The sequence below is a fragment of the Bdellovibrio sp. genome (assembly GCF_047637665.1).
GTDB lineage: Bacteria > Bdellovibrionota > Bdellovibrionia > Bdellovibrionales > Bdellovibrionaceae > Bdellovibrio.
In genome coordinates this window covers 91,026-115,380 of sequence record NZ_JBLJBT010000016.1, presented here as the reverse complement: position 1 = coordinate 115,380, position 24,355 = coordinate 91,026, and the positions used below count along the sequence as shown (strand labels likewise).

The 24,355-nt window shown below is 46.6% G+C and carries 18 protein-coding genes; 9 read left to right on the top strand and 9 right to left on the bottom strand.

Translation table 11 applies throughout. From position 1 onward, the window contains the following. Window positions 1-7 precede the first annotated feature (7 nt). The gene (locus ACM64D_RS04480; RefSeq protein WP_415061985.1) at window positions 8-2,296 is read right to left on the bottom strand and encodes a hypothetical protein; all 2,289 of its coding nucleotides are present in this window, start codon (window positions 2,294-2,296) and stop codon (window positions 8-10) included. Then, complete coding sequence (locus ACM64D_RS04475) at window positions 2,286-3,653, bottom strand: hypothetical protein (protein WP_415061984.1); 1,368 nt, start codon at window positions 3,651-3,653, stop codon at window positions 2,286-2,288. The genes ACM64D_RS04480 and ACM64D_RS04475 overlap by 11 nt, the downstream gene beginning before the upstream one ends. A 187-nt stretch (window positions 3,654-3,840) precedes the next feature. Between ACM64D_RS04475 and ACM64D_RS04470 the strand changes: the two genes are divergently transcribed. Then, a complete protein-coding gene (locus ACM64D_RS04470) occupies window positions 3,841-4,818 on the top strand; it encodes a glycosyltransferase family 9 protein (RefSeq protein WP_415061983.1) in 978 nt (325 codons plus the stop codon). Continuing rightward, the gene (locus ACM64D_RS04465) at window positions 4,815-6,107 is read left to right on the top strand and encodes a 3-deoxy-D-manno-octulosonic acid transferase (protein ID WP_415061982.1); all 1,293 of its coding nucleotides are present in this window, start codon (window positions 4,815-4,817) and stop codon (window positions 6,105-6,107) included. The genes ACM64D_RS04470 and ACM64D_RS04465 overlap by 4 nt, the downstream gene beginning before the upstream one ends. A 7-nt stretch (window positions 6,108-6,114) precedes the next feature. On the opposite strand, the gene ACM64D_RS04460 is transcribed toward ACM64D_RS04465, so the two are convergent. After that, window positions 6,115-6,834: a substrate-binding periplasmic protein gene (locus tag ACM64D_RS04460; protein ID WP_415061981.1), complete on the bottom strand. Its 720-nt coding sequence runs from the start codon at window positions 6,832-6,834 to the stop codon at window positions 6,115-6,117. A 59-nt stretch (window positions 6,835-6,893) separates the two neighbouring features. Further along, window positions 6,894-7,979 carry an alkaline phosphatase D family protein gene (locus ACM64D_RS04455; protein ID WP_415061980.1) on the bottom strand — a complete coding sequence of 362 codons (1,086 nt, stop codon included), beginning with the start codon at window positions 7,977-7,979 and terminating at the stop codon, window positions 6,894-6,896. Between the two features lie 240 nt (window positions 7,980-8,219). Here ACM64D_RS04455 and ACM64D_RS04450 point away from each other — a divergent pair, with 240 nt between their 5' ends. Further along, window positions 8,220-9,353 carry a hypothetical protein gene (locus ACM64D_RS04450; protein ID WP_415061979.1) on the top strand — a complete coding sequence of 378 codons (1,134 nt, stop codon included), beginning with the start codon at window positions 8,220-8,222 and terminating at the stop codon, window positions 9,351-9,353. Beyond that, complete coding sequence (locus ACM64D_RS04445; RefSeq protein ID WP_415061978.1) at window positions 9,340-12,639, top strand: hypothetical protein; 3,300 nt, start codon at window positions 9,340-9,342, stop codon at window positions 12,637-12,639. Before ACM64D_RS04450 ends, ACM64D_RS04445 begins: the two co-directional genes overlap by 14 nt. Here the strand turns inward: ACM64D_RS04445 and ACM64D_RS04440 are convergent. Beyond that, a complete protein-coding gene (locus ACM64D_RS04440) occupies window positions 12,628-13,368 on the bottom strand; it encodes a helical backbone metal receptor (RefSeq protein ID WP_415061977.1) in 741 nt (246 codons plus the stop codon). The two genes, ACM64D_RS04445 and ACM64D_RS04440, sit on opposite strands and share 12 nt — an antisense overlap. 104 nt (window positions 13,369-13,472) lie before the next feature. Between ACM64D_RS04440 and ACM64D_RS04435 the strand changes: the two genes are divergently transcribed. Together ACM64D_RS04435 and ACM64D_RS04430 are read left to right on the top strand one after the other, a co-directional pair. Beyond that, window positions 13,473-14,765, top strand: a complete 1,293-nt coding sequence (locus ACM64D_RS04435; RefSeq protein ID WP_415061976.1) for an enoyl-acyl carrier protein reductase FabMG — start codon at window positions 13,473-13,475, stop codon at window positions 14,763-14,765. Between the two features lies 1 nt (window position 14,766). Beyond that, window positions 14,767-15,609 carry an MBL fold metallo-hydrolase gene (locus ACM64D_RS04430; RefSeq protein WP_415061975.1) on the top strand — a complete coding sequence of 281 codons (843 nt, stop codon included), beginning with the start codon at window positions 14,767-14,769 and terminating at the stop codon, window positions 15,607-15,609. A gap of 8 nt (window positions 15,610-15,617) precedes the next feature. Here the strand turns inward: ACM64D_RS04430 and ACM64D_RS04425 are convergent, their stop codons facing one another. Continuing rightward, window positions 15,618-16,331, bottom strand: coding sequence for a hypothetical protein (locus tag ACM64D_RS04425; RefSeq protein WP_415061974.1), 714 nt, complete (start codon window positions 16,329-16,331; stop codon window positions 15,618-15,620). A 67-nt stretch (window positions 16,332-16,398) separates the two neighbouring features. Here ACM64D_RS04425 and ACM64D_RS04420 point away from each other — a divergent pair, with 67 nt between their 5' ends. From ACM64D_RS04420 to ACM64D_RS04410, 3 genes are read left to right on the top strand one after another with little or no spacing between them, the layout of a single operon-like run. Beyond that, entirely contained in the window at window positions 16,399-17,541 is a 1,143-nt protein-coding gene (locus ACM64D_RS04420; protein ID WP_415061973.1) for a phospholipase D-like domain-containing protein, read from the top strand. Between the two features lie 44 nt (window positions 17,542-17,585). Further along, window positions 17,586-18,194 (top strand): ATP-binding protein, encoded by a 609-nt coding sequence (locus ACM64D_RS04415; protein WP_415061972.1) that lies wholly within the window; start codon window positions 17,586-17,588, stop codon window positions 18,192-18,194. Further along, window positions 18,188-19,972 (top strand): hypothetical protein, encoded by a 1,785-nt coding sequence (locus ACM64D_RS04410; protein ID WP_415061971.1) that lies wholly within the window; start codon window positions 18,188-18,190, stop codon window positions 19,970-19,972. Before ACM64D_RS04415 ends, ACM64D_RS04410 begins: the two co-directional genes overlap by 7 nt. On the opposite strand, the gene ACM64D_RS04405 is transcribed toward ACM64D_RS04410, so the two are convergent. From ACM64D_RS04405 to ACM64D_RS04395, 3 genes are all read right to left on the bottom strand, one after another. Then, window positions 19,969-21,918, bottom strand: a complete 1,950-nt coding sequence (locus ACM64D_RS04405) for a response regulator (protein ID WP_415061970.1) — start codon at window positions 21,916-21,918, stop codon at window positions 19,969-19,971. The genes ACM64D_RS04410 and ACM64D_RS04405 overlap by 4 nt on opposite strands. Window positions 21,919-22,000: 82 nt before the next feature. Further along, window positions 22,001-22,471 carry a hypothetical protein gene (locus ACM64D_RS04400; RefSeq protein ID WP_415061969.1) on the bottom strand — a complete coding sequence of 157 codons (471 nt, stop codon included), beginning with the start codon at window positions 22,469-22,471 and terminating at the stop codon, window positions 22,001-22,003. 32 nt (window positions 22,472-22,503) lie between these two features. Then, window positions 22,504-24,339: a SpoIIE family protein phosphatase gene (locus ACM64D_RS04395; protein WP_415061968.1), complete on the bottom strand. Its 1,836-nt coding sequence runs from the start codon at window positions 24,337-24,339 to the stop codon at window positions 22,504-22,506. Window positions 24,340-24,355: the final 16 nt, after the last annotated feature.

Genomic DNA, 24,355 nt, shown 5'->3' with positions numbered 1-24,355 from the left:
CCTTATCTTAGTTTTTAGGCTTGTTCAATTGATCCTTCAGAGTTCCAAAAAGGCGTACGATCTCCATGCGCCGGGCGTCTTCTATTCCCCACATTTTATCCCACTGGAAGCCCATTAAATCTGAAGCGCCTGGGATACGACCTCTGAACACTAAATATGCAAACCCTTCATTCAGAAGAGTCTCATAACTGACGGGGGTCACCGTTCTAATGAAAGACATAAAGCGCGGTGTCGCATCATGGACTTCCTCTAAAGAGAGACTTTGACTTCGGTCCTTGTCGTAAAGAACGACGATCCCTTCGATATAATGAAGAATCATCACCATTGTACGGACATTTGCCGTTTCGACATAGCCTCGTTTTTGCCCTTGAACTTCCGAAGCCACGGACAAGTGACGATAGAATTGATCCCACTCGCTTTGAGTCAGGGAGCGCACATAGTTCACCATGCCAGGCAAGTTATTGAAATAAACTTGAATGTGCTTGCGGAACTGGAACTGGAAGCAATCTTCCTTCAGCAACGGATTTCCGAAGACATCTTTTTCAGACACCGCACAACCTGCTGCGCGCATATGTTTAGCAAGATCCTCTGAGGTTCCCAGGCCTGCCGCAAACAACGTGCTTACAAACTCAAAAGTTTCTTTGTGATCCATCAAATCGTTGCCATTGCCACTAAACGTGAAGAAATTGGCTTCCAAAAAGCTGCGCGCGCCTGAGTTTGCCGAACGCGGATCAAAAGCCCCTAAGTCCAAACCAATTTCTTGGAAATCGTCGTACCAAGAAATAAGACCTTTTTGAGTCATTCCCGCTTCACTCAGGCGACCTTGAGTGTTGTCTCCATAACCCAACAACAGAAGTCGCGACAACGCCCGCATCAAATTAGCCTTCGTCAATGACATCCACGTCTGTCTTTGCAACGGAACCTGCGGATCGACGATCAGGCGCCCTTCCGCATTGAAACTCACCGGGAGGGGTCTTTGCAAAAGCTCTCCAAGATCCAGCCAAGCGTTCTCTAGCGCCTTTTGTTCAAAAGGATCTTCTGAAAGTCCCTTTTCGATGACGTAGGTTTTGTTAAAACGACGATACCCCTCAATAAGATCTTTCTGCGAGGCATTCATCGGGGCCACATGATCGATAAAACTTTGTTGCAAGCGCCAGATATTGAATTCTCTCTGTAACGTCGCCAGATGTTTTTTCTCTAATCCCTGAAGACCACGTGAATCATTCTTACGATCCGGGTCCAGAATCTTGATCAGGACCGCACGATACGTCTTCTTAAGGGACTTGACTCTAAGATGAGTCGTAAACTTCGGCAAAACTTGCTCAATCAAATAATCAATATCTTCAACAGGAATTCGTCCGGTGGTCTTCATTTGATGAGATTCCGAAAGCAGCTTTAGACCCTGGCCAATAAATTGACTCACTTGTCGCAGCTTGACTTGATCTTCCACCTTCAGGTCACTCAAAGAATAGTGATATTTCAAAGCCAATTCGTACAAGTTGATCAAAGTATCAAGACTTTCGCTCCACTGATAAAGGCCCGCAAATTGAGCTCTTTTTCCCATCAAAATATTTTTAACGGCCTCAACCACAGGAACCCACTCGCCATAACGTTCATAGGGCGCAAAGGGCTGTTCTCCTTTAATGAATCCCGCAAATCCAGAGAGGGCTTTTTTTGCGTCCTCAAAACTATAATCAGATTTGGCAATTTGTGTTTTTTCAAGCAGTCGCTGCAAACTGCGACGCAACTGTTCCGTCGCAGCCGAAATACTTTCCCACTCGGTTTTTTCTTGCTTGGTTTGATTCAATAAGACTTTGACGTGCGGGGCCAGTTGTACGGTTTCATCCCGAACCACCTGAAGCAAATCAATCAGACGAACAATCTCTTCTTTGGTAATATAGGCCGTTGAGCCCCCCAACAAGGCCTTCTTGATCTTCATCAGTTCAGCGGCAAATTCCGGGGTCACGTTGTTTTCTTTAAGAAAATACTTTCCAAAGAATTTGCGCATTTCCTCAACAGTGTAAGCCCCTTCCATCGAACCAAAGGTGCGTTTATTGAAATAGCGTAACGCATCCGTCATACAATCAAAGCCGCTACGAACATCTTTTTCTTCAGCGTCTCCGACAGAAAATTTTTGTAATTGGCCTGGAATAGCTTGCAAGCAGGCGAAACGCGCATCCGAAAATTCAATCACTTCCGGCTCGGCTTTCTTTCCATTTAAAAATTCACTACATCCGACCGACGAAACCGTCAGCACCGCGGCCAGTGCGAGGTTGAGTTTCTTTCTAGAAAACATACGCCGCTCCTATCATCAAACGATCATTATTCACGAACTGCGCAATTTCATTTTGATTGCTGGCGGTTAAAGCCCCCGCCTTCACCATCTGCATTTCACCAATTAAAGACCACAAATTAGAAAGTCGGAATCGTGAGCTTAAACGAATCAGATCAAAGTCATTTTTCTGAGAATGGGTGTAACTCAGTTTTCCGACCAAACGACGACTTTTCCCAAAGTCATAGTTTGTCAAAAAAGCGATTTGCTGTGCTTGCTGATAAGGATACCGAGTCATCAAAGCGGCCCGATTGGGGTTTGCCAACTCCCCTTCTTCTTTCACGTCGCCACCAGAGATCTCAAGATGTTGAAGAGTCACTCCCCAGCGACCATTATTCCATTCAATAAAAGGGCTGACCAAGAACGCGTCCTCAAAGAGAGGATGAGTCCATTTCTCTTCAAATATATTATCTTTATTCGGGCGATCCATCATGCCACTGATGCCCATGCGGATGTGTTGAACTTTATACGTGACATCCATTCCGGCCAAAGAGTGATAGTAAACCTGAGGCTGCAAATCGACCGCCCCTTTGAGCTGCCCGACGTCCAGATTTCCCTCATAGCCGATCGCCAACTGATTCGCTGGCTTATAGGTATAACCCACTTGAGCGCGCAACCCTTGAGGATCTCCAAACGAAAGTTTCAAACCAAATGAGTTCTGCAAAACGACTTGGGCTTCATTGGGCTTTTCAAAACGATAGTCAATAGCGGTCGCCTCACTCCAAATCCGAATGCTCTCGGGAGGACGGCGGAACCAGGGATTTCCCTTCACGAAACTTCCATTTTCAATTTCAAAACTAGGCCCTTGATCCGGCAAATAAAACGGCGACGCAAACAGCATCAAAGTATAAAAAGGTTTATCCACTTGCCAGAAAATACCGGTCAGTCCCTGACGCTCTGGAGACAAGGGATTCCATTTGAAGAGGGGCTCCCACACTCCCAAATCCCAGCGGGCATCGAGCTCGTTCCACAGCATACGCTTACGACCTAAATAGAAGGTCTCCGTTTCATTTTGGCGATTCTGTACGTAAAACTCAGAGATATTTAAATAGTTTAAAAGAGGGGCGCCCATGGCGACTCCACCGGCCACGTCCATTTTAAGATTTTCGTCAGAAAAGGGGTCCGTTTTGATCTGAGCACCTACGAACTGATAATTGGTTTTTTGCGTGGCCTCAAAGGACGGACTGATGAAGGAGTCAGAAAAAAGTCGCATCTCGGTCTGCACTTGGGCAAACGCAGATAAGGGGCCCAACAGCGTCAGCAGCATCCCTAACAAAGATGATAAAAGACCCCCCAAAGTGGGGCGAGCGATAAAAGGCATAGGCCTCCTTCATAGACTTATAGATCAAAGCCCATGCCCGGCCAGGGACATTTTATGAGCAGGCCTATTAAAAACTTTTAAACAAGTGACCTTTTTTGGCGCCTTTGCTAGGCTAGAGACCATGTTAGTAAGGGACCCTAAAAATGCTAAATTTTTGATCATTCGCTTCTCCGCCTTCGGAGATGTCGTGCAGACTTTGAGTGTCCCTGCGGCCATCAAAAATACCTATCCCGAAGCACAAATCCACTGGATCACACGTAAGGATATGGCGCCTCTTCTTAAAGGGCACCCCGCCATCAATCAGGTGTGGGACTTTGACCGTAAAGAAGGCGTCCTGGGACTTATCAAACTGACAAGAGCCCTGCGCGGTGAAAAATTCACGCACATCTATGATGCTCACAACAATGCACGTTCTCGCATCATCGTTTCTATATTGAGACCCTGGGGCTTTCTTGGCGTGGGCCCGCAGTTTATTCGTCGGTCCATTCGCCGCTGGAAAAGATTTTTGCTCTTTCGTTTGCGCATCAATACTTTTGAGATGCCCTTTTCTGGTCAAAGAGATTTGTTAGAACCTCTGTTGCCTTGGGGTGTTTCGAAGTTTCCTCCGCCCGCACCCCAGATCTTCCCTAGTGAAGAAAGTCGTCAAAAAGCGCGCGAGGTTTTAAAGGACTACGCGGGCACAATCGCCTTAGCACCTTCGGCCGCGTATTTCCTCAAGCGATGGCCTAAAGAGTATTGGAAAGAACTGATCTTATTATGTCCTGAACATAAGTTCGTCCTCTTGGGGGGACCCGAAGACTCTTTTATCGAAGACATCCGAGCCGTCGCCCCCGAAAGAGTTTTAAATCTTGCCGGACGATGTTCATTGCAAGTGAGTTCCAGCGTGGTTGCTGAATCATCCGTCTTAATTAGTAATGATACGGGCCTCTTGCACGTCGCTGAACAATTAGGAAAGAAGACCATTGCTTTGATGGGTCCCGCCCCCTTTGGTTTCCCTTCCCGTCCTTCGACAAAAATCATGGAAATACAGTTGCCCTGCCGCCCGTGCAGTAAACATGGCCAAGGCCCTTGCGTGAATAAAGAAAAGTTCCATCAATGTCTTGTCGATATCACGCCAACTCAGGTCGCCGCCGAACTTAAAACGCTGCTAGGTCGCCAACCATGAGTCTTTTCGTTTTCTATTTTTACAAATTAGTTCTCGCGCCCTTGGCTTACGTGCTCATGCAGATCTTCCGTCCCCTTTTTAAGGGCAAACTTCGTGAGATGATTGAAGACAAAAACAGAGGCCTCTATAAAATCAAGAGCGGAGAAACTGAACAAACCATCGCGGGGGCACGTCCCTACTGGATCCATGCCGCCAGTGGAGAAATTGAGTACGCCCGCCCCGTCATTCGTGAAATCAAACGACAGCATCCCCAGGCTCCTATTCTGGTGACGTACTCGTCGCCCTCGGCCAAAAAGATCTTAGAAGGTCTCGCCGATGTCGACGTGTGGGCCGCTCTTCCCTGGGAGTTGGATTTTTTAATCACTCGCTTTATTAAAAAATGGAACCCTCGCGTTCTTCTTTTTGCGCGCACCGATGTGTGGCCGGTGCTTGTCTCTGTCGCCAAAAAAGAGCATATTCCCTTGGCTTTATTCTCGGCCACCTTTGCTGACAACTCGTCCCGCTTGAAAGGGCTTACGCGCTACCTCACGCAATACACCTTGAATCACCTTTCTGAGATTCACTGTGTCTCGGCAGAGGACATTCAAAGCTTGCAATCTTTAGAACTGCAACCCCCTTTGCTGGTGAGTGGCGACACTCGCTTTGACCAAGTCTTTCATCGTTTGGAAAATCCCAAGACCTTGAAAAGTGAATTCATTCCCAGTCCCGAAGATTTCGTTTTTATCGCCGGCTCGACGTGGCCTGAAGATGAAGCTGTGTTATTGCCGGCTCTGGAAAAGCTCAAAAATGTACATATTCAAGTCATCATCGCCCCGCACGAAACCACTTCGAGCCACCTAGAAAAATTAGAAAAAGAACTCTCGCAAAGAGGCCTTCGTTACGTCAGGTATTCCCAGGCGCAGATTTGGCCTGCCGGATCTGTTTTAATCATTGATCAGGTGGGCATCTTGGCAGAACTCTACACCTGGGCCGACATCGCTTTTGTTGGAGGCTCTTTTAGAAAGCAAGTTCACAGTGTGATGGAGGCCCTTGCCGCTGGCTTGCCTGTCATGGTCGGCCCCCAGCATCGCAACAATCGTGAAGCCCTTTATTATCAAAAGAAAAATTATTCTTCAGGAATGATCGTTCAGGTCATTCATTCCTCTGATGATCTGGTCGTTCTTTTACAAAGAATGAAGAAGCGCCAAGATCAGATTCCCCATATCAAGGAAGAGATTCGGGCCGAGATCGGAAAAAACCGCAACTCAACAACGCGGGTCTTGTCCTCGTTGGATAAAATTTTGAAGTGATCGCTGCCTAGGGTACGTTTTTTAAATACTTATCGACAATTCTTTCAAAATTCGTCGCTTTAAGAGCTTCGTTGAACTGCTCCTCTTTATTTTTGCTATGCTTATTGAACGCAAAAAAGAGATCTTTCTGAACTATGATCCTTGGATTGATCGATATCTTGTTTTGATATTGAGGAAAGATATTCTTCAAATAATATCTTCCGACATTAAGATCCATCAACACCCCGTCCACCTTACCTTCCGCCAATTTCACGAGGGTTGATTCTTCGCTTAAAACAGAGATCGTCTTAAAATCTCCCCGTCGAACCTTACGAGCAATCTCCTCGGTGCTGCCATAACCTTCGGTCATCGCAAATGTCTTCCCATTCAGATCATCCAGAGTCTTCCATACAAGGGGCTTACTTCTTTTTTCCAGAAACACCAAGGGCGATGAAAAAAGCGGTCCCGCACCGGAAAACCCCGGAAGGATCTCGTCCTTCCAAGCGGGAAAGTACCCAACAAAAGACCTTTTTCCGCCATTTTTCTGGGTTTGAATCCAGGGATAAAAAACGAACTCGATAGAGATTCCCTTTTTCTCGAGAACTTGTCTAAGAGCCTCCGCCGCTGCACCATTGCGATAACATTTAGAGCAAGTATAAGGTGGCCACTCCACCGTAGCGACGACCCAGCGTTCAGCGGCTGCCGAGAGTGAAAATATTAAAATGCTTACTAGGGCGATAAATTGCATCTTTTTTTATTAGATCCGCATCAGATCCGAAAAACAAGGGCCAGCCCAAAGTCGAAAACTTAAAACTTCAACGAGAGAGTCCCGTGTTCGACTCCAGCGCGATTAAGAATTTTTATTTGAGCTTCTCTTTTCTTCCAATCCAACTCAATCATTCCAAAGTTGGGCTCTTCCACTTGCTTTCCGACATAATGCCAGTCTTTTTCTGAAGTCGCTGCCGTTCCGTTGAAAGGCCCCACGGTGACGTCATATAAAGGACCGTAGTCAATCATATCCACTTTTCCGATCGCCCCTAAAGAGCGATTTCCACTGATGAACAAAACATTATGCGCCTTCACCTCTCTCAATGTATCAAAGAGGCGTTGCCGTTCAAGGGGACTCAGGCCCCAGCGCTCTCCAGGATAAGAGTTTGCGGCCATCTGAACTGGAGACACGATGATGCGGTAATCCGCCTCTTTTCTTAACTCTGACTCCAACCACTTCCATTGCTCTTTTCCCAGTCGAGAGTCTTTTTTTCTCCAGTTCTTTTTAAATTCACCGTTTTCCTCACGCAAAGGAGCTGAATAGAAACGCGTGTCCAACAAGATCAACTGCAAACGCTGACCTTTAGGGCCCAAGATAATGGAGTGTTCAACACCTTTGGCATCCGCCGTCTGCAATTTGGGAATATAGGACCAATATTTTAAAAACGCTTCGCGACTTTCATTTTTAGATGCAAATTCAGAGTCGCCATTCTTCACGCCGTAATCCTGTTCGTCCCACACCGCCATGAAGGGCACGCGAGATCGCAAATCGCGATACCCCTCCACTTGATCCAATTTTTTATATTGAGCTGACAGAGGTTTTTCATCAAAGCGAACTGAGTCCACGGAGTTGCCCGCCAAAACCACGAGGTCTGGCTGCGCTTTATTTATTTGCTGCCAAAGACTTTGCTCCCCGCTCTGGTGAACACAACAAGTGAAAACCACTTTTTCCACTTTCTTCACATCTTGAGGGTCGACAGATGAAACATCCGATTTATAGGTTGTTTCGGCCTGCATTCTCATCATTTTCAAGGTCAGCGATTCTGGACGAGGCTTTTCCGCACAAGCAACCACGAACACTAAAAGAGGGACCATTCCGCTACGCACAACAAAAGATGGTTTCATCCTGATACTCCCAGATCAATCACCAGCACTCATAGAGGTTCCAGAAAAATCCTAACATTAGGCCAGAAATCAAAACACCGCTTTTTAATATGAGACAGAAATGCTCGACCTGTGTCCCGACTGACCGACAAAAAACGTCATCTGTAAAAAGCATTTTCGCCAAGTCTTCTATTTTTGAAATGAATGAACCTCCTGCAAGCACGGAACTTGAAATGACCTGGGTAGGAATACGGGGTTGGAATGAAAAGAACCGCTTTATCAACAGTTTGTCTCATTTTGATACTGACCGCTCAAGCATGGGCACAAGGTCAGATCAGCACGGCTTTGCCTGAGGCTAACAAAGACAGTAAGTTCTCTGCGGAATGGCGCTTACGCCTCTCCGGCTCCGACGTCCATGACGAACAAAGCCAATCCAAAATCGTTGATATTCGTACCGAAATCAAAGCCAAGTATCTTCTTAGCAATACCCTTCATTTGGACATCCAACCCTCCCTGCGCCTGCAATCAGGACAAACACAGTCTGTGGATGGGGCCGACAAACCCGAAAACAAGATTTCCCTGTCACAAGCGGCGGCTCACTATCTTCCCGTCCAATCCCTTCGCCTTTCTGCTGGGGCCTTGAATCAAAAATATATGCACACAGGTCTTTTGATGGATCCTATCGCCTTCCCTGCCGCTCGCGTGGAGGGAGTTCTCAAATCTAATGAATTCAAGACAAGCTTGGCGGTGGAGTCCGCGATCCCCACTTCAACGTCTTTGAGTACAAATACAAAAGAACTCGAGCCAACACCGTCTTTAAATTCAGCTTCTTTAAAGCTTCACTGGCAATCAGCCAAGAATCTTTACTGGAAAAACTCGGTGGGCTACTTCATCTATAATAACTTGCCCTCGGCCGTGGCTCAGCAGTCTCGCCTTCTGGGAAATGAAGTGAACAAAATTTCAGACGCTCAATACGTATTCACAAGTGAATACCAAGGAATGGAAGCTTCTTCCGAATTGCAGTTCCCTCTTATGAGTGCGTTGGATTTGACTATTGGTGCCGACTATCTCATCAATCACAAGGGTCCTGCAGATCAAAATACTGCTTACCGCTACTTTACCAACGGCGAATTCCATCTTAGCAAAAACTTAGACCTGATCGTTGAGGGCAGCTACTTCTCTGTCGCTCCTGAGGCTGCGGTCGCTTACTTCAATGCTGCGGGCTTTGAAACCAATCGCATTGGTTATTCTGCGGAAAGTTCTCTTTCCTTTAAGAAAGAGGGCTTTAACATCGGCATCAAATACACGGACGCCGAAGTCATGTTTTCAAATTCCATTCAGTCACGCGAAAAGACCCTGTTGATTAAGCTGGAGACCTTCTATGCAAGCATCTAAGAAGACCTTCATTCAAACCATTCTTAGCATTTATGCTTTGAGCTCTTTGGCGGGTTGCAATCTGCCAAGCCCCAAAGATAAGACGGACACAGGATCCGGTGCGGCCACTTTTACAGTGCAAGCCATGGCGGAAAAGTCAAAAGCCCTTGAGACCTCTGTTCAAGGCGATTTCGCTTTACCGTCTTCAAAAGTATTCAATCTTCAAGCGTGCGTGAAGGACGTCGCTTATGACAAAGCCATTTCGGGACATGAATTCCTCGTTGAAGAAGTGAACAAAACTGTGGTCACAGATAAAGCCGGCTGCCTGACTTGGGCAGAGCGTATCAACTACAACTTTCTTGGAGAGTCTCAATACATCCGTATCGAAAGAAGCATTAAAGGCCTGGGCCTTCACAAGGGCCATCAAAACGTTGCTTTTGCGATCAACCCTTGGTCCCATGGCGAAACTTTGACTCCTGTTTTGAATCCCAATGACGGAAACAACATCCCTCGCCTGGTCGATGATCAAGAGCAAGGTAAAATGGCTTTAAAAGGCTTTTCTTCTGATAACAAAGCCACTGTTCGCCCACTTTGGGTAGAAGACGGTCGTCTTTTCGTTACCGAACAAAAGATGACAAAGGACGGCGTGGTTCTTTTGGTTGAAATGCGCCCCAATCCTTCTATTCAACTGACTAAAATGAACGGTGAAACTTTCTTGCGCCCTCTCACTGCAGGCACTTTTAAGGCGCGCCTCAAGCTGATTCATCTCTATCAACAAAATGACAAAGAAATCCGCCGTCTTCTTTCTGAATCTGAAGTGATGACGGTGAAGATGGAAAATGCTTCTTTGGCGATCAAATCCTCTATGTCTTTGCCGGCACTTCCCACGCGCGGTCAGATTATTATCGGCATGGAGCTTCAACCTGTGAATGGCCCTCAAGGTTTGACAGGCTTTGATGGCATCTATCTTTTGGGTGAATACGATCAAATCAAAGGTTCTTCCTTCTTGAAACTCAATACCGTGGTGGCACAAACTAAAGACTTCAAAATTGCCAACTTCGTGAACTCGTCTTTGACGGAAGTGTCGCGCAGCTCTCAAACCGGAGCTGTCGAGGCGGAAACTTACCAAAAGCCGAAGGTTGAAGTCTCTCAATTGGAGTTCCGCTTTATTCGCGTGGGTGAGGAAAAAACTGCGACTCGCGAAGTGTTTTACAATATCAGAGCCTGCGTGCGCCATGGTCTTGATCAAAAAACCACCCGGTCTCACACATTCAAGATCACCAAGTTCCGACAATCTGAGACAGAGACGTCTTCCACGGCCCTGCTTAAGACGGACAACAACTCCTGCTTAAACTGGGATGAAAAAATCACGTTCAAGTACTTTGACTGTCAACACTACTTAAAAGGTTTTGTGCAAATCGAAAACCAAGATCTGGGAATGAATGAGAAACTGGACATCATCGTCAATCCTTGGGAATCCAACGGTGGTGCCTTGGCCCGCGACATGCGCTATGTCGAGCCTACAGAAAAACTGATCTTGAGCTGCTCTCAAGAAAACCGTCCCAAGACGCAAGTGATGTTGGATGGTTTTAGCTACAATACGCTTTCATACAACTATGGCATCGACTCTTTGTTAAACCTGACAGTGACGAAGAAGATTCAATTTAAAATGGACACGCGTCTTCTTATCTACTCCAGTTTGTCCAACGGTCGCGCCGAGGTTCAAAAACTCCGCGATGGTATCTACATGCTTCGTCTGGCCGTCGTACAAAACCGTGACTATGACACCAACAACACTTATGTTACATCTTCAGACAAGCTGGTTAATGTGATCAATGGCCAAGTCAATACGGACATCACATTTCAGACGCAAGATTTGAAGGCGTTGGGAAATCGCAACAACTTACTTGTTGAGATTTATCCTGTTGACGAAAACAAAGTGGACCTCAAAGACGGCCAAGTGATTCAGAAAGATACTTCTGCGCCACTCACATCTTTGATTGACGAATCTACAGGCCTTGAAGTTCCGACATTTATTGGGCCTATCACTTTGAACACAGATGAGGCTTCTCGTCCGTTAAGAATGATCGATGCTTCTGCCATCAGCAGCTTGCTTTTAACAGGCCATGGCCAAAACAACAGCAGCGAAAAATTCCTCATTCAAAAAGTGATCACCGAAGGACAAAAAGTTCGCGCTGAAAAATATAAAACGATTCAAGCTCGCGCTGATAAAGTTCAGTTTTCTAAAGAGAACAACTTAGAACTGATCTCTTTGAAAACGGCGGACGCGCAAGCGCCCCTCGTCAAAGCCTTGGTGGGCTCGACTCAACTCAACCCTCGCCTGATCGTGACGAAGGCGGATCTGCAAGAGATCATCACCAAAGGAACTTTGACACCACAAACGGCTCAAAAACTTTGCGCTTTCTGGGGCGGTGACTACTTCAAAAAACTTTACGCCGAAAAAGGGGGCGTAACAATGAAGCACGTGATGGGCTTTGGCATGGACTGTTACCATGCGGTCGCTAAAGATCCTGCTCGCTTTTTCCAGGTTGAAAAACAGCTTCTTATTAAAGAGGTTGGCGGATCTCAATTCGTCAAAGGATTGAATCAAGGTCTTTCTGTAGGGACCAGCTTTTCTTTAAGTACATCGCAATCCGCCTTCTCTTCACGCACGACAAGCATCAATGCCAAGATTGGACTTTCTAAGAAATTCTTGGATGTTCTTTCTGTCGGTGTGGATTTTGGTTACGCCATGTCGTGGGGTGTTTCAGACTCCAAGACTTCCAGCAACTCTGTCAGCGTCAGTGGTTCGACCTCGATGACGGTGCAACAAAATACCTTCAAAGTTCGCGTCAATAAACACGAACAATGTGCCGTGGTCAGACTGAACCCAACCCTATTCATCAAAGACACCAAGTCTTGGTTTGGTCGTCGTGATTATTTGGCGATCCTCAATCCACAGCTTTCCGCTGAGGAAATGGCGACTGCGACAACACGTGGTTTGATGATCTGTGAGGGTGAAGTCCGCACGGAAGCCAAAGACATCATGGAAAACTACTACTTGATCGCTCAAGAGTCTGGCAGCTCTCAGATGCAGGACAACGGGGATGCGCGCAACAGAAACTTCTTCATCACGCTTCGTTCTAGCAATGATTTCAACCGTTTTGTTTTGGCCATGAGAGGACAAGTCAATATGCCGGCTTCTCACCAGCAAAAAGAAGAAACTCAAGAGCAGGCCACGCAGATGATGGAGCAACTCTTTAAGATGTCGGGCCCAGCTTATCCCGGAGTTTACTTAGCGAAGTAAAAGAGCTTCGCGCAGAAACTCTACGCCACGCACGCCGAACCAAGAATAAGACTCTCCATTGACGATGGCGCCCTCGATTCCGAGGGCCTTCAAATCACTGATCTTTTTATGAAAAGGATAAGGCTCTGACGAAAATAGAAAAAAAGAGTCTTTATAGTCTTCGATTTCAATGACGGGGTATTTCTCCCCCTCGGGAAACTCCACAATCGTGGCGCCCAGCTTTTCTAAAACTGATCCGATATAGGTTTCGCGACTTACACTCATCCAGGGCTTTTTCCAGATAAGATAAACCACGTTTTTATATTCGCGAGATGGCGGCTTCACCCACTCCAGAAAACCAGGGATCTTTTCGAAATTCCAAGTCGGCTTCGGGGCTTCGAGGACATCCAAACAGTCCACAGCCAACTCCATGAGCATCGGGTTTTTAAAATACTCTCCCAAACGCACCAACTCTGCCTGAAGATTTTGTAACGAAGAAACATGAGTCGTCAGGCAAGGTACGGGACACTCTTCAGCCATTTCTAAGGGGTTTTCTTCTTCATCCAACAAAACAAGATCAGGCTTGAGATCCGCCACCAAATCCCAGGAGACATCCTTCGTCCCCCCAACAATGGGGATATTCGTAATCATTTTCGGAGGGTGAATACAAAAGCGAGTGCGTCCAACGACTTGCACTCCGGCCCGTAATAATGTTTCTGTCCATGACGGAACCATGCTTACCACTCGCATTTTGCCTCCAAAAAAACCAGATTATCCACTGAGCCATCCAGAGTCAAAACTTGACGAGTCCACAGGCCCAACACACTATAGGCGCTTGAACAGTGAGGTTATTTATGACGCAACTCTTCCCTCTTCGTGACAAGCCGGCATTGAGTCCCTACAAAAAGGGAGACGTTCTTGTGTTGTTTGGCGAACTCTTTTCTCGCGGTTATGCCAACGGCTTGGTTGAAGAAGCCGAACGTCGTGGTATGACCATCGTTCGCGCCACTGTTGGTCGTCGCGAAAAAGATGGCTCTCTTCGTCCCCTCACCGCCGAAGAGTCTGCCAATATTCCACAGCCTTTTATCAACGTGCCTCTTGAAGCTGGTTTTGATATGGAGCCGGACTCTCACGGCGTGACTCCCTGCGATCAATTGAAAGACGTAAAGCTGGGCGAATGGGACCAGGTAAAATTGAATTGGACCTCGATTGAAGAGTCTGAAAAAAAAGGTGTTGTTCGTTTTAAAAAGAACACCGAACTTTTCATGAAAGAACTTGAAAAGCACATCCCCGCAGGTGCCAATGTTTTATTCGCTCACCTTATGGCGGGGGGTGTTCCTCGCGCCAAAATTTTGATGCCGCTTTTAAATCGTGCGTTCAAAGGTGTCGGAGATCGTCATATTTCAACTCAAGACCTGCTGAACACCGATATCGGTCAACTTTGCCTGAAAAGCTTCAATGAAGTCACCGCAGAGACTCTCCGCCACTTGATCGAACTTTCAGCACCTTTACGCCAAAAAATTGAGGCCCAAGGTGCTCATGTTTCTTATACGGCTTATGGTTATCACGGAACGGAAGTGATGATTCGCGGCCAGTATAAATGGCAAACCTACACTTGCTATTTTCAGGGCTGGGCCAAAATGGCTCTTGAGAAAATCTCTGAAACCTTTTATCAAAAAGGCGTTCATTGTTGTGTTTACAACTGCCCTGAGATCCTTACGAACTCAAGCTCCGTGTTCCAAGGGGTTGAAGTATCACTTTATCCTCTTCTTGCAGCTATCCAAAAAGATGGCACAAACAAAGAACACGTGGCGCAAGTTCTGAACGACTGCAAAGCTTTACTTAAAGATGACGTCAGTTTTGAACAGATCATTGAGTTCACCGATAAATATCTCACGGACGATCTCACTTTGGCATTCAGTAAGTACGATCAATGGCCTCAGCACTCGCGCCTGGATCAAATGGAGCACATGCTCAAAGGCTCCGATTATCTTTTCAGCCTTCATAAAGACGAAAAAAATCTTCTCACGGCCGTCCTCAGCGAAGTGGTCTTTAAATCTTGTGGTTATGTCATGCTTCATGATTCCTGGAGCCCCAAGAGCCCCGTGGCCTGGATAGGTCACGACCTCGTCGCTCGCTGCATGTAGGATGTCAGTGCAAGTCGGAGAAAGCTGGGATCATTCCAAATATAAATTTCATGGCCTTTCGCTGTCGGGAATCCGCACAGCGATCGCCATGCCTGAGCTTTCCTTGAGTTTCGACGTGGCCCAGGGGTACCCCTTTCTTTTAAATCTCAAGCAGTTTTTTCTGACCCACGGACACCTCGATCATGCCGCCGGCGTCCCCTATATTATTTCTCAAAAAGCCATGAACTCCCAAGAGCCTGGCAAGTTCTACATGCCGTCTTCGCTGGTAGAGCCCCTGGATCAAATTATGAAAATCTGGGAAAAGATCGAAGACCATCAATACAAATATGATTTCATAGGAGTTAAGGCGGATGATGAGATCCCCCTCAACCCTCAATGTTATATAAAGGTGTTCCCAACCACACATCGCATTGAATCTTTTGGATACACTGTTTTTGAGATTCACAAAAAACTAAAATCTGAATATCTGGGCCTGCACCAAGACGAGATCATCAACCTCCGTCGCCAGGGACTTGAGGTGAACGAAGTTCAACACATCCCAACCGTGAGTTTCACGGGAGACACTCAGATTGAGTTCCTCGACTCTCGCGACTGGGTTCGCAAATCTAAAATTTTATTTATGGAAGCGACTTACCTTGACGAACGTAAAAGCATCGAGCAAGCCCGCCAATGGGGACACACCCACCTGGATGAAATTCTCCCACGCCTGAAAGAGATCGAAAGCGAAAAAATTGTTTTGATTCACGCCTCCAGTCGTTACTCCGACAAAGAGGCGTTGCGAATTTTAAACGAAAGAATTCCCCAGGAGTTTAAAGACAAAATCGTCTTCTTTCCGGGGCGATAGACGCACGCTTAGAACATATCTCCAAGATCGAGCCATATTTTGCGACTTTTCATCTTTTTAGAACGGAAATACTCAACCCATTCTTGCGAACTGCGCTTTTGCCAGTTTTCCGCCAAAACCGCCGCAAAAATCAAAGGACTGTATCCCTGCCCCATAATTTCTTTGGGGGGACGAAGTGCTGTTAACATTTCAGGTCCGTAAAAGCCCGTTGGCATCAATCGATCTCTCTCCGCCAGCTCGCCGATAATCAAAGCCCCATGCACTTGCCCTAAAACAGTACGACTCAATGGACTTGAAGCCTCTTTAGCCTGCGGCGCCCCGGCAGTACCTACAACGACCAATCCGGCTTCGGCTTTTTTATTAAGGACTTCAACAAGCTCCTTATTGTGATCATTCACCTTCATATTAAAATCAAAAAAGACAAAGCTCGTTCCTTGGGGCAAAGAGCTAATACGCTCTCGCAAAGCCTCCATGTCAACAGCGCCGTCTTTCGTATAAGGGGTGTAGTTCACAATCTCACAAGACTTACAAGGACGCGCTTGTTCTGCAAACAAGGGTTTCACTTTCGTTTCAAAGTCTTCAGCCTTCTGTTGGCCGAAATAGATCACGGTTGTTTTACCTGAAGGCAAAGCCGCCTGAGCCCATGTCGCCCCGCAAGACGCCACAATCATAAAGGTTCCAGCCAAAACGCTTTTTAGATTCGATAGATTGCACTTAGTCATAGAGTCAGTTTGCCTTCCCCTCCTCTTTGCTGTCGACTTTTTTAATAAGTTATTGAACAATCGACATATGGAGTCATGGAGCCAAGTTCGCATATTTCACTCTGGGGACGAGTACTATCTCAGTCTCATTCAAGATATACGCCAGGCGAAATCCAGCGTCACCATTGAATCCTACATCTTTGCCGTAGATAAGCTTACAAATTCGATTATAGAAGAACTGACAAAGGCCCGCGAACGAGGGTGCACCGTCAAAGTCATCGTCGATGGATTTGGCTCTTACTATTCCATTCCGCAATTAGATAGACTCTTCGCCCAGCGCGGAATTGAAATGCGCGTTTTCCACCCTTTCCCTTATCCCCTTTTGTGGGTTCGACGGCTTTTCTCTAAACACACCTCGCAACGATCTTGGGTTTTCAAAAGCATCAACAGACGCACCCATCGCAAGATCACGATCATCGATGAAAAACGAGCTTACTTAGGAAGCTTCAACTTCACTCAAGATCACTGTGAAAGCTTGATCGGTAAAAAAGCCTGGCGCGACACCGGTGTTTGGGTGGAAGGCCCCGCTGTTCGCCGCCTGGTTTTGGCTTTTCAAATCAGTTATCTTCGCACTTATCTCAAGGGGATTATTAATTGGCTGGGACGCTGGCGCCCCAAGTCCGAACCCCACGAAGCTCTTTTGCGACTCAACACCACACAACGCATGAGACGCCGTCTTTACAAAGATCTTCTGATGAGACTCAATCGGGCGCAATCCCGCATTTACATAACAACAGCCTATTTTCTTCCCAAAAGAGCTTTGCTGAGAGCCCTTATGAAAGCGGCCCGCCGGGGAATTGACGTGAAAATTCTTATACCAGGGAAATCCGATGTTCCAATGGTGAAGTGGGCTGCCTTTTATATTATTCGTTTTTTGCTGCACAAAAGGGTTCCCATTTACGAATATCAAAAGACCATCCTCCATGCCAAAACCATGATCATTGATAATGAAGCCTTTATCGGGTCCTTCAATCTGAATCATCGCAGCGTTCTTCATGATCTTGAGGTGGAAGTTATTTTGAACGACCCAGACAGCCTGCACAATATGCTGCAACAATGGCAGATGGATATCGACAACTCAAAACTTGTCTCAGAAAAAGACTTTGCCGCCCCTTCTTGGTTGGCGCGCCTCCTCTATAGCATCGCCTTCCGCCTGCGTTATATGCTGTAGTTTTTTATTTTGACCCTTGCCTGCGAATTGGTGATCCTAGAAGCATGAATTCCTACGTCAAAATCGCTATTACTGGAGGCCCTTCCGGGGGAAAAACCACTCTTATCGAAGCTCTAAAAAAAGAGTTGGGCCAAAAGTGCGCTATCGTTCCTGAAGCGGCCAGTATCTTGTATCGTGGAGGCTTCCCGCGCTACAAAGAAGCTCAAGCCATGATTCATGCGCAAAAGGCGATCTACTTTACCCAAAGAGAACTGGAAGAACTGATTTGCATCGTCAGCAAAAAAAATCTTATTGTCTGCGATCGCGGCTCTTTAGATAGCGTCGCTTATTGGCCTGACAGTGAAGCGCATTTTTTCTCAGCCATGGAAAGCTCCAAAGAAAAAGAATTCGCCCGTTATGACTGGGTCATTCATTTAGACACAGCCTCTGTGGAGTTTTACGACACCACCAATCCCATTCGCACGGAAACGTTTCAAGAGGCTTGGGATCTTAATGCTAAAATCAAAAAAGCCTGGGAGGGACACCCTCGTCGCGTGATCATCTCTCACAACGAGGACTTTCTCTCGAAAATGACAACGTCTTTGGCTGTCATCCACGCGATCATGGCGCACAAAAGCGCCGACGAGATCAAAAAGGAGATCCTGCAATGCTAAGATTGACTCTGCTGCTGTTGTGCCTTCTGTCGGCGTTTCCTTCTTGGGCGCAAACTCGGTCGAGCAAGTTAAAGCCTCTCTATTTCCAAGCGGACAAAAACAATCTGCAAGTCCTTCCGCAAAGATTCGAGTACACCTTGCTCGACGAAGATCGCTTCAAGGTCGGCGACATCCTTCTTGATACCACCCAGGTGACCTTCCAGATTCAACCGTCCCCGAACAAAAAGGGCTTTTACCGCATTGTCTTTACCTGGCCCGCAGGACTCATTAAAGAGGGCGAATTAGCCGTCAAAAACAATTCCGGCAAAGCGATTCTCAACACTTTGGTTTCCAAAGCCCAAGTGCATATTACTCAAGCCACGACTCAACAAGAACAAGGACAAGAAAGTCTTCGTTCCGAAATCGCCACATTCACCGTTGATGACGTCGAGGCCAATCTTGTTGATAGCATGAAATATCTGCCCTTCATGGTGTTCTGTCTTTACCGTGAAAGTGATGAGACCCGCCTCTATCTCTGCTCCAAGGAACTTTATCTAAGCTCGCAACAGGGGCTGATGACTGTTAAATCTCGCTCCACTACAAAAAAATCTGCTCAGATTGAAATCAACGGCAAAGTGGTTGGCAACCAGGGGATCATCTATCTGAATGAGCGCAGCGAAAGCGTCGCCTTCAAAGCGCAAACTCAATCTGGAGCGTTCTTGGAAATTGAAACCCGCAAAAAGGACGTCGACTTCAAAGACGTCGTCGTTTCAGATGACGGTGAAAAAATAATCCTGACCGCCTCCGGAGCCGAACCGGTGGAAGAAGATAAAGTTAAAAAGATCTCAGACTCTGACTGGCAAATTGCACTTCCCAAAGGACGCCCGGTTCTTTACCTGAAAGGCGATGGCGACATTCCGATGCGCCAAGAGTTTTACATCCGCGGCACCCTGCCTCGAGAGAAAAACCGCCCCTACCTTTCTCTTCGCTCACCATCTCGTACCTACTCTTCCCAGCTCTTTTTTTCAGGTGTCGCCCCCGAAGGAGTCAAAATCCAGGTTCCCGAAAAGGACACTCTTTCTAAAGTTGAGTTCCCCAAAAAGAATCAGTTCCTTTGGCAAACCAAAGGAATTCCCGCCGGCGTTGAAACCCGCCGCTATCTTTTGGTCAAAGCCAATGAACATGACTTTATCGTCGGTTACGATATGTTCCGAGGCCAACCCTTTGCCTTGGGATTAGGAGCTCACTATTTAACCCCCTCCGGAGTCGCCTTTGCCGAGCTTGAGTTTCAGTGGTGGCTTGAAAACTTCCTCATGATCAACGCGGACTGGTCCCGTTTCCACTGGGGACTTTCGCTAGAGCGAAAACAGCACATCCTCGAAAAAGATGAAGTCGCAAAAGTGGACTTCACCACGTTAGAGCTTCTGTGGCGAGCCAAAGAAGGGTTTAATTTGGTCGACGAAAGCTGGGGACTCACTTTACCCCTGCAGATGGTTCATGGCGAAAGTGCCAGTGCCATGGCCTACGGTTTGGGGGCTTTTTGGTTAAAGAAACCTCCCCGCTGGCTTAAATCTTTCATGCAATGGTCCGAGTTGAAATTGCAATATTTTGCGGGATCTTCAGGAAGTGATTTTAAATTGCAGTCGGCTTACAACTTGAAAGCGCAAGCTTATTGGCAGATGAACTCACAATGGTATCTGCGCTATGGACTGGATTTTAGCGACTACAAGTACGATCCTGCGGCTGCGAAGGAAGAAAGCCAACTGGGTATTAATGTCGGTTTGCTTTGGAAGTTCTAACGTTTTTTAAAGAAACCCGAAACAACCTGTTTCAGATCGACGTTGAAGACGTCTTGCTTTTTGTTTTGCGCCACGAGAAGTGAGATCTCTCGGCGTGCCGGGATAAACGAAGGATCCAAGGCCACACTCTTCTCAAAAGATTTTCTTGCCGCAATGACATCACCCTTGGCCTTATTAAAAAGGCCAATCACGAAGGGGAATAGAGTGTCATAGCGTTCATCTGGAGGAACCTGCATAAGCTCCAACTCAACTTCCTTCATGATGAATTGCTTCTTAGCTGGATCCATAGAGCCTAGTTTTGCCCACGAACTGTAAAGATGCATCTGCTGGGTCTGAGGGTTGAGCTTGGCAACCTCCGCCAATGACTCTAAGGCTTTTGCGTACTGATTGAACTGCAACGACTTCTTGACCTCTTCCATTAAAGAGGTCGCTCTGAGCTTCGCTTCCGCCTCTGTTTTTTGAGTCGCTTGACGGAACTGATCAATTTTATTTGAGTCTTTTGCTGTCGCGACAGCGTCTTCTGCGGCTTTCTTAATGTTATTCCAAATGAGGTAACCTTCCGAGCTCGAGTCCTGAGGCGGCTCGCCGATCAAGGTTAAAAAATCTTTCAATGTGGATTCTAAAGAGCCACCGCCTGTGCCCGTTTCCATATGAGCCACGACTTCATAGCCATTTTTCCCATCGAGCTCCGCCCAGATCTTCTTTAGCACCTTCAATTGCTCTTGAGGATTTGCGAAAGCGGCCCTTTGCGCAAAAACAATCAAACCTTTGGTCAAAAGAAAGTGGATTGCTTTATATACGGCAATTTCATTGTATCCTTTGACATCCAGAAGCTGAGTCAAAGTCATCTGATTACCTAGCTTCACAGTGAAGCCATCCAAAGATTTCACCAAAGACATCGATAATGCGGGATGATCTTCCCGGAAGGCCGGACTCTTGACGATCACATTGCCCGACCACATCACATACAAAGACTTCAACCAGTTCATGGAGATCTTAGAAGCCACCCAATCATGAAGATAGTAAGACAAAGTGTCGGCATCAATACTGGGATTACTCATATCTACATCAGCCGCCGCAAAGTTCACGCGAATCTTCTGATCCACAATAGTGCGAACCAAGCGGATGTTCATTTGCTCCATCAAAATAAGATCAAAGGCATGAGGGCTGAGCTGATTATTTTGAATTAAATAATTTCCAATACGGCGGTTGTTCTTATCGCGCAGGGCCGCCTGAACGTCCTTGGGGGTGGCATAACCACTCTGAATCAACATTTCCCCCAAAAAGGTCGTCTTATCGTCAACGTCAACACCAACAATGTTCCCATTGCAGAATGAAATCCCGGATACAGATCCATCCGCATTATAGATATTCAAATAGCCACTGCTCTTGGTCTCAACCAACAAGGAGTATAGAAAAGGTAAATCAAAACCGCTCACTTCCTCGATGGACTCAATCACCTTTCTTTTCTGGCGACTGGTCACCGTCGGATTCGCGAACATTTGATACAAAAGTTTACGCGCGCTGGATTCTTCACGCTTTGGGGCTTCGTCTTTTTTTACGATTTTTAGAACCTGCTCCATCTCAAAAGGCTTCTTTAAAAAAGCCAAAGCTTGTGTGCTCTGAGTGGATTCTTGAATGAATTGTTTATCCGTATAGATACCACTCATCAAAACCACTTTAAAGCGCGATGAAGGATAGTTCGTGCGAGCCTGCTTGATGAAGTCCAAACCGGTCATTTGCGGCAAAAGACAATCACAAAAAAGGAACTCGATGTTGGGATGCGTGGAAAGAACGGTGTTCGCCTCGTCAGGACGTGACGCCAAAAAGACGTTATGCCCTGCACGCGCTAAGACTTCTTTCAAAGCCAAGCCGACGCTTTCATCATCCTCTAATATCAAAATACTTGATTTACTCGGTTCCACATTTTCTTTTCGGCTCTTCATGAGGTTCTATTTAGAATAAAAATTAAAAAGCGGGGCTGGTCTAGCGCCCCGCTTTTCGAATCTGGACCTTTATCTAGCGTTTTTACTTCTTGATGAACTTGAAGTACTTGGACTCGATGACGTCCATCTCCATCTCATTGCCCTCTTCATCCTTCACCGAGGATGGAGGCGTCACGGACCCCTCTTGGAATTCTGTCCCATAACGGAACAACACATTCTTTTCGGATCCCGAATCGTCATTGTAGTAAGGCACATAGAAAGAGGTCACCTTACCTGTTGCAGGCAAAAAGCCATCCACCATATTGATCTGGTCTACAATGACCTTGGGACAATGACTGAAAGACACACTGGCTCCGCCAGCCGTCCCCATCCACTTGATCCATTCGCGGATCCCGCAAGAGTTGATACTCTTAAGACCACTCAGCTCCACTTCAATGGCTTGATTGCCGGCTAAGTTAAACTGAGAAAAGTCGACGTCTTCATCGATTGTGCCCGCCATCTGAACCGTTAATTTATCGGCGGCTTTATTCATTTTCACATCGAGTTTACCCATTCTTATTTCTCCTCGTTCCCGTATCTTCAAATCTATTGAAGACCTTCATGTTTGACCACAAAAAATGTCACGTCATCGACCAAGGGCGCCCCTTGACGATGGCCCTGAAAAGTCACGACAAACCGATCCACCGAATCATTCACTCCCGGATAGTCTTTATTGGCCGCAATTAAAGCCTTCAAAAATTCACGCTCACCCCAGGCTTCTTTACCAGGATTCTGAATATCAGGAATGCCGTCCGTATAGAAGAACACGGAATCCCCTTCTTCCACTTGAATACTGGTTTGTTCGTAAACGGAATCACGAGCTTGCCCTAGTCTGGGGTTGTTCACCTCATTCAGGGGAATTAAATCTTTCTTCTTTAACGGGCCTTCACCCTTTTTAATTAGAAAAGGAGCTTCGTGAGAAGCGTTACAATACACCAGCTCCCCGGTCTCCAAATCAAAAGAGGCCAAGAAGAACGTCATCATGATGCGCCCTTTGGAAACATCATAGATTGAACGATTTAGAAGTTCCAACGCCTTCGCCGGAGAAATATTCAAGCGTTCAATAATCGTCGATGCAGATTTTGCGGCACTTGTGATCAAAGCCGCTGGCGCTCCGTGCCCCGTCGCATCCCCGATCCACAAAAAGATTTTATTTCCGATCTGACAGTAGTGCCACCAGTCGCCACCGCACTCACTGGCAGGTTCGTAGTATCCTGCGATCGCCAAAGGACCAATCTTCGCACGAGTTTCAGGGAAGAGAGTTTCTTGAACCGTCTTTGCCGTCTGAAGTTCCGATTCCATCCGTGCTTTTTCCGCAGTTTGCTCCAACAGACGCGACACTTCTGCGGCCATGATATTGAAATTGTCAGCCAGACTGCCCACTTCATCATTAGACTTCACATCGACACGAATATTGAAATCACCTTCGGCCACTTTTTGAGTCGCCGAAAAAAGTTGGGTCAATGCCTGGGTGATCCCGCTGGAAGCAAACAGACTTAAAATCACCGTGGCCGCAATCAAGATGCCGAAAAAGATCAAAGACTTGCGAATCAGAATCTGAACAGCCCCCAAAGCTTTCTCTTTTTCCACTGTCGTCACAACCGTCAAGTCACCAAAGCCTGCTCGAGAAAACGAAACCAGCAGTTCTGTCCCATTACTGGCTTTGGTCGTCTCGGCCCCTTGCGCGACCTGTGAGGAGATGTTCTTCAGAAAGGCGGGAGCCACGGTCTCTTGCAGTTTATACCCCGGCGAGCCATCGGGTCCAAAAAGAACAGTTCCATCCTGAGAGATCAAATACATCTTCTGAGAAAGAGCGGTCCGAAACATCTCAGTCGCTTCACTCATTCGTGCGATCACCAGAAAAATGGTGTTGCGAGTTTTTGTTTCGTCACTGACCTTTTCAAAAATAAAAACCCGATCATCACTAAATGGAACTTTCACCATGCGCCGTGTGACTTCGACCTCAGTAAAATAGGTCGCCATCTGACTTTGCAAACCTCCCAAAACGCCCACCGTCTGACCAGGAACCTTTTCAAGAAGAGCCGTCTGTTGATAGCTTCCCGCTTGCCCGGGAGTAAAAACGACCACGGCCTCCAAATTGTATTCATTCAGAAAGATCGAATCAGAAATGGACGTGAACTTTTGCTGGGTCAGATAATCTTGGAAGATGGGTTTGGTGGTTCCCAAGACAGAGTTTAACTGTGTCTTAATTTGAGCCGCCATGGTGCCTGACATATTACTGGAAGAATCAAAGACATAAGCAATCTTGTCGTCTTCAAAAATGCGTAAAGCCAAAACCAAATACACAGAAAGTGTAATCAAAGGCAGCGAAGTAAGCAGTAAAAGAATCTTATATCTTATTGATATGCCACGTTTTTTCACGACTCCAGTATGCCCT